The following is an 11,910-nucleotide window of genomic DNA, read 5'->3' on the forward strand; positions in this document are numbered from 1 at the left end:
GGGACCAGCCCGGGCATCCGTATTTCAGTGAAGAAAGATCCGCTCAGTTTGGAACGGCTTGAACCTTGGCGCGGGCCTGTTCTTCGGCGACGCGCTGGGCGAACATCTGCGTAAAGTCGATCGGGTCGATCATCAGCGGCGGGAAACCGCCGTTGCGGGTGACGTCGGCGATGATCTGACGGGCGAAGGGGAAGAGCATGCGCGGGCACTCGATAAAGAGAACCGGCAGCATGTGCTCCTGCGGGAAACCGGCCACGCGGAAGACGCCGCCATAGGCGAGTTCGGTATGGAAGACCGTCTTGTCGCCATCCTTGGCTTCGGCGTTCAGCGACAGCACGACATCGAAATCCGTATCGGAAAGCGGGTTGGCGTTGACGTTCACATTGATGTTGATCGTCGGCGCCTTGTCGCGGGCCTGCAGCGAACGCGGCGCACCCGGATTTTCGAAGGAGAGATCCTTGGTATATTGCGCAAGGATCGAAAGGGTGGGGTTGGCCGCACCGTTGTTGTTGTTATCGTCTGCCATTGGCTTTTCCTCGAGGGGCATGGGAATGGTGCCGCCATCTAACATTTCAGGGAAAGGCTTACAACCCTGAGCGCTTGGCGCGGTTGATCAGCCGCAGTGCCTCAATCGCCGAGATGCTTGCCGGACCACGGCGAGTTGCGATCCGGCTCTCTATGATAGTCCTCCTCGTCGAGATCGACCACCTTTGAGTTTGGCTTGCGGTCGCGAAAATCGGGTTGTGGCTCGGAGGAAAAACCGCCCTTGGCGTTGACGACGACGAAGCGTTTGGCAATCGCCCGCCAGACCAGATCGCGCACCGGCGGAATGAGAATGAGGATGGCAATGATATCCGTGAGGAAGCCGGGAATGATCAGCAGCAGCGAGGCGATGACGTTCATCGCCGGCCGCAGCAAATCTCGGCCAGGCATCACCCCGTTTCGTCCTTCGCTCGACATGCGGCGCAAAATACCGATGCCTTGCCGGCGCAGCAGAACCACGCCGAGAACGAAACCCAGCATGACGAGCGCGAGCGTCAGCCACAATCCGATCGCCCGGCCGACGACGACGAAACCGGCAATTTCGGCGAACGGGAGCAGCAGAATGAAAGCTGGCAGGATCGAAAAACGCATGTCTGTCATGTCCCGGACGTGCCGGTCTCCTCTTGGCGCCGGCGAAGATGCCAGCCATCATTTGAATCATCTGTATAGGCGGACTATATGGGAGTACAAATCAGAGATGTTAACGGCGGCTGCGATACGATATGAGTTCGAACGACTTCATCACATTATTTTTCCTGGTGGCGGCTGTGCTGATTTTCTTTCAGCTTCGCTCCGTGCTCGGGCGCCGCACAGGAAATGAGAAGCCGCCGCGCGATCTCTATACGCCGCGGGATGCGGCTCCGGCCGATGCCGCCGATGCCGGCAAAGTCGTAACGCTGCCGCGGCGCGATGCGACGACCGAGGATGAGGATCGCTTCGCCGCCATCGATGCTTTTGCGGCGCCTGGAACGCCGCTCAACGAATCGCTGCGTGCGCTGAACAAGGCCGATCCCGCTTTCAGCCCGAAGGAGTTTCTGAACGGCGCCCGCATGGCTTACGAGATGATCGTCATGGCCTATGCCGATGGCGACCGGAAAACACTCAAGAACTTGCTGTCCCGTGAAGTCTATGACGGTTTCGATGCGGCAATCGGCGAACGCGAAGCCCGCGGTGAGAAGGTGAAGTCCACCTTCGTCGGCATCGACAAGGCCGAAATCACCCATGCGGAGACGAAGGGCAGCGAAGCGCAGATCACCGTGCGCATCATCAGCCAGCTCATTTCGGCCACCTACGACAAGGCGGATGTGCTGATCGAAGGCGACGCCGAAAACGTCGCCGAGGTCAACGACCTCTGGACCTTTGCCCGCGACACCCGCTCGCGCGACCCGAACTGGAAACTCGTGGCGACCGAATCGGAACATGAGTGACCACGCAGCGGACTTCGTCCTGCAGGCCATAAGCTTCGACACTCTGGAAGGCTGGAAGGATGATGATCCTTCCGGCCTTTTTGAAGTCATGCGACGCTGCCGGCGGCAAATCAGCGATGTCAAACCGTACCGCACCGGATCGCTTGGCCTGAGTTCGGAAGACCTGCTCCCGCTTCTGGTCGCCGCCGAAGATGTCAGTCCGTCATCTCCGGCATCGGCGCGCGCCTTTTTCGAGACGCACTGTCGACCCTTTCTGATCCGCCGCAAGGACGGCAATTCCGGCTTCGTCACCGCCTTCTACGAGCCTGACATCGAGGTGTCGGAGCGGCCGGACGAAATATTCCGTTTCCCTTTCTACAGGCGCCCGGATGATCTGATCGATCTCGACGACGCCAATCGCCCCGCCGAGCTCGACAGCGCCTATGCTTTCGGCCGTCTGCATGACGGCCGCATCGGTGCCTATCCGGACCGCCGCGCCATCGATCAGGGTTTTCTCGAAGGCCGAGGCCTCGAAATCGCCTGGGCGAAGTCGAAGGTCGATGTCTTCTTCGTGCATGTGCAGGGCGCTGCCCGCCTGCGTTATCGGGATGGCCATATCGGCCGCATCACCTATGCCGCGAAGGCCGGCCATGCTTTTTCGGCGATCGGCAAGTTGCTGATCGAGAGGGGCGAGATCGATCGGGCGGAGATTTCGATGCAGGCGATCCGCGCCTGGCTGGCGCGCAATCCCGAGCGCGTCGACGAGGTGCTGTGGCATAACCACTCTTATATTTTCTTCCGGGAAGCGCCCTCGCAGGCTTTCAGCCTGCGAACCGCCGATCCTGGGGCCGGTCCGATCGCCGCCGCCAAGGTGCCGCTTCTCGCCGGGCGCTCGCTTGCGGTCGACCGGATGATCCATACGTTCGGTTTTCCCTTTTTCATTCGCGCCGAAAGCCTCACCCATCTCGATCACGGTCGACCGTTCCGCCGGCTGATGCTGGCGCTCGACACCGGCTCGGCGATCGTCGGGCCGGCGCGCGGTGACATCTTCACCGGCTCGGGGGATATGGCTGGGGAAAGTGCCGGCACGGTCCGCAACGATGCCGATTTTGCCATCCTCATCCCCAATGCCGCCGCCGGAAGATTCGACTGATGGCCAGGGATCGCAAGCTCAGCGCAGATGAGAGGATCCTCTGGGGCAAGGTCGCCCGCAGCACGCGGCCGATGCCCGGCAAGGCGGGCGCGCTGACCGAACTCGACGCCTTTCTTGCCGAAGCCGAAGCGGCGGCCGAACGGGAACAGGAAAAACAGACACCCGCCGCGCCCATGCCGCTGCAGCCGACGCTACCATCGGCGGCGAAACCGTCGGCGGGGGTGCATCATCCGCTGGAAAAGCCGGTCAAACGCAAGATCGCCAAGGGCCGGCTGGCGCTCGAAGCGCGGATCGACCTGCATGGGCTGGTGCAGAGCGAGGCCCATTCCATCCTTCTCGACTTCCTGATCCGGGCGCATGAGCGCGGCATGCGCCATGTGCTTGTCATCACCGGCAAGGGCAGCTCGATGGGCAGCGAAGGCGCGCTGAAGCGGGCCGTGCCGCTCTGGTTCTCCAAGCCCGAATTCCGCTACCTGATCTCGTCATATGAACCTGCCGCGCAGCATCATGGCGGCGAGGGCGCGCTCTATATTCGCCTGTCGCGGCGGCATGGGGAAAGACCATGACACCCTTCGGAGAGGCGGTTCGCCGGCTGAGAGCGCGCAAGGGCGTCTCGCAGAAGGAGATGGCGCAAGCGCTGAACGTCTCTCCCGCCTATCTCTCGGCGCTCGAACATGGAAAGCGTGGCCTGCCGACATTCGACCTGCTGCAGCGCATCGCCGGCTATTTCAACATCATCTGGGATGAGGCCGAGGAACTGTTCCTGCTCGCCCGCTCATCCGACCCGCGTGTCGTCATCGACACGTCAGGCCTGCCTCCCGAATATACCGAATTTGCCAACCGGCTGGCGCGGCGGATTCGCAGCCTTGACAGTGCGGAGATAGGCCGGCTATCGGCTCTTCTCGAAAATGGCGGCAAAGGCGACGGAAAAGCGTCATAATCCCCTGTTTTATGCCCTGTTTTAGGGGCGTGCCATGGGAACTGGGTTCAAAAAACCTATATACAAGAGGGAAGAAAGCCGGTGATTCGCAAGGCGCGCCGCAGCTTTACGACAACAGGGAAAATCTCAACAGAATGAGCGATACATCCGCGACGGAAAACGGCGTAAGCACCGAATATGGCGCAGATTCCATCAAGGTTCTGAAGGGCCTCGATGCCGTGCGCAAGCGCCCCGGCATGTATATCGGCGATACCGACGATGGCTCCGGCCTTCATCACATGGTCTATGAAGTCGTCGACAACGCAATCGACGAAGCGCTTGCCGGTCATGCCGACATCGTCACCGTCACGCTCAATCCGGATGGCTCGGTGACGGTCACCGATAACGGCCGCGGCATCCCGACGGATATCCATACCGGCGAAGGCGTCTCGGCCGCCGAAGTCATCATGACGCAGCTCCATGCCGGCGGTAAGTTCGACCAGAATTCCTACAAGGTCTCCGGCGGCCTGCACGGCGTCGGCGTCTCCGTCGTCAATGCGCTTTCCGTCTGGCTGAAACTGAAGATCCGCCGCCAGGGCAAGATCCATGAAATGAGCTTCAGCCATGGCGTGGCCGATGCGCCGCTGAAGGTCACGGGCGAAGCACCGAATGAGACCGGCACCGAAGTGAGCTTCATGCCGAGCACCGACACCTTCACGATGACGGAGTTCGATTACGGCACGCTAGAGCATCGCCTTCGCGAACTCGCCTTCCTGAACTCAGGCGTGCGCATCCTGCTGACCGACAAGCGCCATTCCGATATCAAGCAGGAAGAACTGCGTTACGATGGCGGCCTCGAGGCCTTCGTCGCCTATCTCGACCGTGCCAAGAAGTCGCTCGTCGACAAGCCGGTTGCCATCCGCGGCGAAAAGGACGGCATCACCGTCGAAGTGGCGATGTGGTGGAACGACAGCTATCACGAGAACGTGCTCTGCTTCACCAACAACATTCCCCAGCGCGATGGCGGCACGCATATGGCCGGTTTCCGCGCCGCGCTGACGCGCCAGGTGGTTTCCTATGCCGACAGTTCCGGCATCACCAAAAAGGAAAAGGTAACGCTGCAGGGCGAAGACTGCCGCGAAGGCCTGACGGCGGTTCTGTCGGTCAAGGTGCCCGATCCGAAATTCTCCTCGCAGACCAAGGATAAGCTCGTTTCCTCGGAAGTCCGTCCTGTTGTCGAAAGTCTGGTCAACGAGGCGCTGAGCACCTGGTTCGAAGAACATCCAAGCGAAGCCAAGATCCTCGTTGGCAAGGTCGTCGAGGCCGCCGCCGCCCGCGAAGCGGCCCGCAAGGCGCGCGAGTTGACCCGCCGCAAGGGCGCACTCGATATCGCTTCGCTACCGGGCAAGCTCGCCGACTGCTCCGAGCGCGATCCGACAAAATCCGAAGTCTTCCTCGTCGAGGGCGATTCTGCCGGCGGTTCGGCCAAGCAGGGCCGTTCGCGCGAAAACCAGGCAATCCTGCCGCTGCGCGGCAAGATCCTGAATGTTGAACGTGCTCGTTTCGACAAGATGCTGTCGAGCCAGGAAATCGGCACGTTGATCACAGCACTTGGCACCGGCATCGGCAAGGACGAGTTCAATGTCGAAAAGCTGCGCTACCACAAGATCATCATCATGACGGATGCCGATGTCGACGGCGCCCATATCCGCACCCTGCTGCTGACCTTCTTCTTCCGCCAGATGCCGGAACTGATCGAACGCGGCCATCTCTACATCGCCCAGCCACCGCTCTATAAGGTCGCGCGCGGCAAATCGGTGCAGTATCTGAAGGATGAGAAGGCGCTCGAAGAATATTTGATCGGCCAGGGTCTAGAAGATGCCGCACTGCGGCTCGGCAGCGGCGAGGTCCGCACCGGTCAAGACCTGCGCGAGGTCATCCTGGATGCGCTGCGCATGCGCGCTTTGCTCGACAATCTCCACTCGCGCTACAATCGTTCCGTCGTCGAACAGGCTGCCATCGCCGGCGCGCTCAACGCCGACCTCGTCAGCGACCAGGCAAGGGCGCTGGCGCTGGCAAACGAAGTGGCAGGCCGCCTCGATATCATTGCCGAGGAAACCGAGCGCGGCTGGCAGGGCGATCTGACCAGCGATGGCGGCCTGCGCCTCGAACGCATGGTCCGCGGCGTCAAGGAAATCGTCGTGCTCGACATGGCGTTGATCGGCTCTTCGGATGCCCGTCACATCGACCAGCTGACCGCACGTCTCAAGGAAATCTATCAGACGCCGCCGTCGTTGCATCGGCGCGAAGGCGATGTCGAGATCTCAGGCCCGCGTGCCTTGCTCGACGCGGTCTTCGCCAGCGGCCGCAAGGGCCTGACCATGCAGCGCTACAAGGGCCTCGGCGAGATGAATGCCGAGCAGCTCTGGGAAACGACTCTCGATCCGAATGTCCGCTCGTTGCTGCAGGTCAAGGTCAACGACGCCACCGATGCCGACGGCCTCTTCGCCCGTCTGATGGGCGACGAAGTCGAGCCGCGGCGCGAATTCATCCAGGACAATGCGCTGAGCGTCGCTAACCTCGATATCTGATTGATATTTCAGGAATTAGAAGCCCCGCTATCCCTGGATGGCGGGGCTTTCGTTTATCCGGATATCTGCTTGGTCCCTGGCTTCGCCTCAGTTCGCAGCGAAGCGGCCGTTGAAGGCGACGTCGGAGAGCGGCTTGCGCTGGCTGGGGAATTCGCGCGCCTGATTGCGTTCGGAAAGAACGCTCTTGTCGGCGAGCTTGCCGACGGCGACGCCTGCCTCGACCCGGTACCCCTCGGGAATGGCGAAAGCCTGCCTGATCTCCTCGTGTTTGATGCCGCCCATGCCATGGGCGTAGAAACCGGAGAGCCGCGCCTGGATCGCCAGATGCCCCCAGGCCGCACCGGCATCGAAGGAATGGGTGTAGCTCGGCTTCTCCTCGCCGGAGCCGGCAACGCCGGTGAAGGCGCGCGACACGACGAAGATCAAGGCCGACGCATTCCTCGCCCATTCCTGGTTGGCGTCGACGAGCAATGCGACGAATTTCTCCCAATGCTCCGAACCTTTGAGCGCATAGATGAAGCGCCAGGGCTGATGGTTGGCTGAGGACGGAGCCCAATGGGCGGCTTCGAGCAGGCTGAGCAGCTGCGCTTCCTCGATGATTTCGCCGGTGAAGGCGCGGGGCGACCAGCGATCGAGAAACATCGGATCGATCGGATATTCGGATTCGCGGTGATTGCTCTTCGTCATGCTTGTTCCAGGGTTCGGGGCCGAAAATTTGGATCGGGGGCCGGGCTCAGTTGGTCCAGACGATGTCGAGCTCCTCGCGGAAGGCGAAGCGCTTCAGGTGATCGTCGATGACATCATGCATTCTTTGCTGTTGCGCGGGATCGGCGACGGAAAGTGTCATGGTCAGCGCCGCATCGTCGGCAGAAAACGTCACCTCGGCCGTATCGCTGAACGGCACCCGGCCCTTCACGGGATCGAAATCGACGCTGAACTTGTGGCTCCAGTGTTTGCAAAGCTGCTGCAGGTAGCGGCTCGCATGTTCGGTCCGCACGACGGCCTTGGAGAGATGCATGTCGAACTCCACTTCATCTTGTATCGCGGAGTCATATTTCCTGCGTCCTCGGCTTGGCAAGCGCAGCATCGTCGCAGTTTGGGTGTACAGACTGTCTCCAGAAAAGCGCCCTCACGCCGGCGTCGAAGCAGGATAATGAACGGTCTCGTCAATCGATTGGAGAGTTGCGCATGCTGGTGAACGGAAAATGGACGGAAGACTGGCACCCCGTCCAGGCCAAGGACGAGAAGGGCGGTTTCATCAGGCAGACCTCGAGTTTCCGCAATTGGGTGACCCCGGATGGCACCGCCGGGCCGACGGGCGAAGGCGGCTTTGAAGCCAGCGCCGGCCGTTATCATCTCTATGTCGCCTATATCTGCCCCTGGGCCTCGCGCACCTTGATCGGCCGCAAACTCAAGGGCCTGGAAGACGTCATCCCCGTTTCCGTCGTCGAACCGCTGCTGAGCAAGCAGGGCTGGCGTTTCGGTGATTATCCCGGTGCGACGCAGGATCACGTCAATGGCGTAACCTATATGCATGAAATCTATACCAGGGCAGCACCCGATTTCACCGGCCGGGCCACCGTGCCGGTTCTCTGGGACAAGCGGAAAAAGACCATCGTCAACAATGAATCCGCCGATATCCTGCGCATGCTGAACGGCGGCTTCGGCAACTTGGCAAAAAATCCGATCGATCTTTACCCGGCGGAGAGGCGCGCCGAGATCGATGCTTTCAACGATCGCATCTATCCGACCCTCAACAACGGCGTCTACCGCGCCGGCTTCGCCACCACCCAGATCGCCTACGAAGAAGCCTTCGCCGATGTGTTTTCCTGCCTCGACTGGGTCGATCCGCAATTCGAAGGCCGGCCTTTTCTTTTCGCTGAGCATCCGACGGAAAGCGATATTCGGCTTTTCGTGACGCTGGTGCGCTTCGACGTCGCCTATCACGGCATCTTCAAATGCAATCTGCGCCGTCTTTCCGACTATCCGAACCTGCGCGCCTTCTGCCGTCGCATGCTGGATTGGCCGGGCATCGCAGAAACGGTGAATCTCGATCACATCAAGCGCGGCTACTATTCGGTCGAAAGCCTCAATCCGACGAAAATCGTCCCTGCCGGCCCTGATCTGGCGGAAATTTTTTAAAGCGTCATGCCGAAAGAATGGGGCAATTTCGGCAGAAATCATCCGAATCGCAGGAAAGCCGTACCGCTTCCTGGCAAAGCCGTAATGACACCGATGAATAATTCGTTCATAGGTGGTTGCAAATCCGTTTTCGATGAGGAGGAATTTCCATGAAGCTGATGCGTGTTGGCGAAGCAGGCAGTGAAAAACCCGCGCTTCTCGATGCCGATGGCAAGATCCGCGATCTCTCCGGTCATGTCGCCGATATCGGCGGCGAGGCGATCACGCCCTCAGGCCTTGCCAGGATTGCGGCGATCGATCCAAAGAGCCTTCCGGAAATCGCACCGGGCCGCATCGGCGCCTGCGTCGCCGGCACTGGCAAGTTCATCTGCATCGGCTTGAATTATTCGGATCACGCTGCCGAAACCGGTGCGACCGTGCCGCCCGAGCCGATCATCTTCATGAAAGCAACATCGGCGATCGTCGGGCCGAACGACGATGTCATCATCCCCCGCGGTTCGGAAAAGACCGATTGGGAAGTCGAGCTCGGCGTTGTCATCGGCAAAACTGCCAAATATGTAACGGAAGCCGAAGCGCTGGATTATGTCGCCGGCTATTGCGTCTCCAATGACGTTTCCGAGCGCGCTTTCCAGACCGAGCGGTCCGGTCAATGGACCAAGGGCAAATCCTGCGACACCTTTGGCCCGATCGGCCCCTGGCTCGTCACCAAGGATGAAATTCCGCAACCGCAGAACCTCGGCATGTGGCTGACGGTCAACGGCCAGAAGATGCAGAACGGCTCGTCGAAGACGATGGTTTACGGCGTTGCTTTCCTCGTCTCCTACCTCAGCCAGTTCATGTCGCTGCATCCCGGTGACGTGATCTCGACCGGTACGCCTCCGGGCGTCGGTATGGGCCTCAAGCCGCCGCGTTATCTCAAGGCCGGCGACGTGGTCGAACTCGGCATCGAAGGTCTCGGCACGCAGAAGCAGACCTTCGTAGCGGATCGTTAACAACGCTTCGTGCTGAGAAACTTAAGTTTTCAGGCTGATGATGATGCCGGAGATCAATTCTGCGGCATTTCTTGTGTGGGTCTGGCTCGTCCATGTTGCTGTGCAACAAAAAACTGTTAGTCTGCGTTACGTGCCCGCATGGCGAAAAGACTCGATGCCTTTCAATCGGCGTCATCTTTTCGATAGAGAAAGGTGGCGCCTTCCATGTTTTATCAGCTTTATGAATTGAACCATGCCGCCATGGCGCCGTTTCGCGCCGCGGCCGATATCATGCGGTTTGCTTATGCCAATCCGCTGAACCCGTTCGCCCACACGCCGTTCGGCCGGACGATGGCGGCAAGCCTCGAAATGTTCGAACGCACGACGCGGCGCTACGGCAAACCGGAATTCGGACTGAAGCAGACCACGATCGGTGATCAGACAGTGTCCGTCCGCGAAGAGATCATCTGGTCGCGACCTTTCTGCAATCTCCTGCATTTCGCCCGCAATGTTCCGCCGGCCCGCGGCAATGACCCGCGCATCCTGATCGTCGCGCCGATGTCCGGCCACTATGCCACGCTGCTGCGCGGTACGGTCGAGGCGCTGCTGCCGAGTGCGGATGTCTACATCACCGACTGGATCGACGCCCGCATGGTGCCGATGACGGAAGGCACGTTCGATTTCGACGATTACGTCGATTATGTCATCGAGATGCTGCATTTCCTCGGCCATGACACGCATGTCATCGCCGTCTGTCAGCCTTCCGTCCCTGTGCTGGCAGCCGCAGCCGTGATGGAGGAAGCCAATGATCCGCTGTCGCCCTCATCGATGACGCTGATGGGCGGCCCGATCGACACGCGCATCAACCCGACGGCGGTCAACAAGCTCGCGCAGGAGCGGTCGCTGCAGTGGTTCTCCGACAATGTCATCATGAACGTGCCCTGGCCGCAGCCGGGTTTCATGCGCCCGGTCTATCCAGGATTCCTGCAGCTTTCGGGCTTCATGTCGATGAACCTCGATCGCCATCTCGTCGCGCACAAGGAATTCTTCATGCATCTCGTGAAGAACGACGGCGAACCGGAAAAACATCGCGATTTCTACGACGAATATCTCGCCGTCATGGATCTGACCGCCGAATTCTATCTGCAGACGGTGGAGGAGGTCTTCATCAAGCATTCACTGCCGAAGGGCGAGTTGATGCATCGCGGCAAACGCGTCGATCCGGCGGCAATTCGCAAGGTGGCGCTTCTGACCGTCGAAGGTGAGAATGACGATATCTCGGGGGTCGGCCAGACAAAGGCGGCGCAGACCATCTGCGTGAACATTCCCGAAGATATGCGTATGCATTATCTCCAGCCGGATGTCGGCCATTATGGCGTTTTCAACGGTTCGCGTTTCCGCCGCGAGATTGCGCCGCGCATCATCAATTTCGTCCGCCAGCATTCCCGTTCGGCCGTTAAGCCTCCGGTCCCGCGTGTCATCAAGGGCGGTCGGACGGGCTGATTCAGGGACAGCTGAATTAGCAAAACGGATTCAAGGCCTTGTCCGATTTCGCGGGCAATCGTCTTGAAGGCACCTATTGCGGTAACCACATCGATTTCAGCGTTCGGTATCCTGCCGGGCGCGGAAAGCGAGGATACCCGCACGATGAACCAGTCAGCATTGCTTCGACCGGATTGGACTCCGGCTACCATTGCCCTGATGATTCTCGGCTTCATGGTTTTCTGGCCTCTGGGTCTCGCCATGCTTGCCTACATCATCTTCGGCGACCGTCTGCGCGGCTTCAAGCGTGACGTCAACCAGGCGACCGATGGCTTCTTTGCATCCTGCCGCCGCCCGCATGGACGGCACCGCCCGCACTTCTCGACCGGCAACGTCGCCTTCGACGACTGGCGCAAGGCCGAGATTGACCGGATCGAGGAAGAGCGCCGCAAGCTCGACGAAATGCGCGAGGAATTTGACGCTTACATGCGTGAACTCCGCCGCGCCAAGGATCAGGAAGAGTTTGACCGCTTCATGCGCGACCGCAAGAACGCCAAGCGCGATGACAACGGCCCGGTCGCTGAATATCAGACGCCGTGAACGCCTGAACCATCAATTGATGACCGGCATCTTCCGATGCCGGTTTTTCCATGTCTGCCTGCCTGTTAAATCGTTTAGATTCCGCGGCGAATCGGATAGAAAA

13 protein-coding genes are annotated in these 11,910 nt (G+C 60.1%); 9 read left to right on the forward strand and 4 right to left on the reverse strand.

The features are described 5' to 3' along the window. Positions 1–43 precede the first annotated feature (43 nt). Together secB and FHX10_RS24220 are read right to left on the reverse strand one after the other, a co-directional pair. On the reverse strand, positions 44–526 hold the full coding sequence (gene secB, locus FHX10_RS24215; protein ID WP_047616084.1) for a protein-export chaperone SecB: 483 nt from the start codon (positions 524–526) through the stop codon (positions 44–46). A 101-nt stretch (positions 527–627) separates the two neighbouring features. After that, positions 628–1,134: an FxsA family protein gene (locus tag FHX10_RS24220; RefSeq protein ID WP_048338427.1), complete on the reverse strand. Its 507-nt coding sequence runs from the start codon at positions 1,132–1,134 to the stop codon at positions 628–630. A gap of 131 nt (positions 1,135–1,265) precedes the next feature. Here FHX10_RS24220 and FHX10_RS24225 point away from each other — a divergent pair, with 131 nt between their 5' ends. From FHX10_RS24225 to gyrB, 5 genes are all read left to right on the forward strand, one after another. After that, positions 1,266–1,970: a Tim44/TimA family putative adaptor protein gene (locus FHX10_RS24225; protein WP_047615912.1), complete on the forward strand. Its 705-nt coding sequence runs from the start codon at positions 1,266–1,268 to the stop codon at positions 1,968–1,970. Continuing rightward, complete coding sequence (locus FHX10_RS24230; RefSeq protein ID WP_063473887.1) at positions 1,963–3,102, forward strand: murein transglycosylase A; 1,140 nt, start codon at positions 1,963–1,965, stop codon at positions 3,100–3,102. The genes FHX10_RS24225 and FHX10_RS24230 overlap by 8 nt, the downstream gene beginning before the upstream one ends. Then, positions 3,102–3,668, forward strand: coding sequence for a Smr/MutS family protein (locus FHX10_RS24235; protein ID WP_047615916.1), 567 nt, complete (start codon positions 3,102–3,104; stop codon positions 3,666–3,668). Before FHX10_RS24230 ends, FHX10_RS24235 begins: the two co-directional genes overlap by 1 nt. Further along, entirely contained in the window at positions 3,665–4,042 is a 378-nt protein-coding gene (locus tag FHX10_RS24240; RefSeq protein ID WP_047615918.1) for a helix-turn-helix domain-containing protein, read from the forward strand. The genes FHX10_RS24235 and FHX10_RS24240 overlap by 4 nt, the downstream gene beginning before the upstream one ends. A 134-nt stretch (positions 4,043–4,176) precedes the next feature. Beyond that, positions 4,177–6,612, forward strand: coding sequence for a DNA topoisomerase (ATP-hydrolyzing) subunit B (gene gyrB / locus FHX10_RS24245; RefSeq protein ID WP_047615921.1), 2,436 nt, complete (start codon positions 4,177–4,179; stop codon positions 6,610–6,612). An 87-nt stretch (positions 6,613–6,699) separates the two neighbouring features. Here gyrB and FHX10_RS24250 read toward each other — a convergent pair whose 3' ends face one another. Both FHX10_RS24250 and FHX10_RS24255 read right to left on the reverse strand, forming a co-directional pair. Beyond that, positions 6,700–7,299 (reverse strand): nitroreductase family protein, encoded by a 600-nt coding sequence (locus tag FHX10_RS24250; protein ID WP_047615924.1) that lies wholly within the window; start codon positions 7,297–7,299, stop codon positions 6,700–6,702. A gap of 46 nt (positions 7,300–7,345) precedes the next feature. Next, positions 7,346–7,630: a DUF2218 domain-containing protein gene (locus FHX10_RS24255; protein ID WP_047616089.1), complete on the reverse strand. Its 285-nt coding sequence runs from the start codon at positions 7,628–7,630 to the stop codon at positions 7,346–7,348. A 170-nt stretch (positions 7,631–7,800) separates the two neighbouring features. Between FHX10_RS24255 and FHX10_RS24260 the strand changes: the two genes are divergently transcribed. From FHX10_RS24260 to FHX10_RS24275, 4 genes are all read left to right on the forward strand, one after another. Further along, complete coding sequence (locus FHX10_RS24260) at positions 7,801–8,754, forward strand: glutathione S-transferase family protein (RefSeq protein WP_082849667.1); 954 nt, start codon at positions 7,801–7,803, stop codon at positions 8,752–8,754. Between the two features lie 149 nt (positions 8,755–8,903). After that, positions 8,904–9,746, forward strand: a complete 843-nt coding sequence (locus FHX10_RS24265; protein WP_047615929.1) for a fumarylacetoacetate hydrolase family protein — start codon at positions 8,904–8,906, stop codon at positions 9,744–9,746. A gap of 204 nt (positions 9,747–9,950) precedes the next feature. After that, positions 9,951–11,228, forward strand: a complete 1,278-nt coding sequence (locus FHX10_RS24270) for a polyhydroxyalkanoate depolymerase (protein ID WP_047615931.1) — start codon at positions 9,951–9,953, stop codon at positions 11,226–11,228. Between the two features lie 144 nt (positions 11,229–11,372). Next, on the forward strand, positions 11,373–11,807 hold the full coding sequence (locus FHX10_RS24275) for a DUF2852 domain-containing protein (protein WP_063473889.1): 435 nt from the start codon (positions 11,373–11,375) through the stop codon (positions 11,805–11,807). Positions 11,808–11,910: the final 103 nt, after the last annotated feature.

This window comes from Rhizobium sp. BK591, assembly GCF_014195045.1.
In the GTDB taxonomy this organism is placed as follows: domain Bacteria; phylum Pseudomonadota; class Alphaproteobacteria; order Rhizobiales; family Rhizobiaceae; genus Rhizobium; species Rhizobium anhuiense.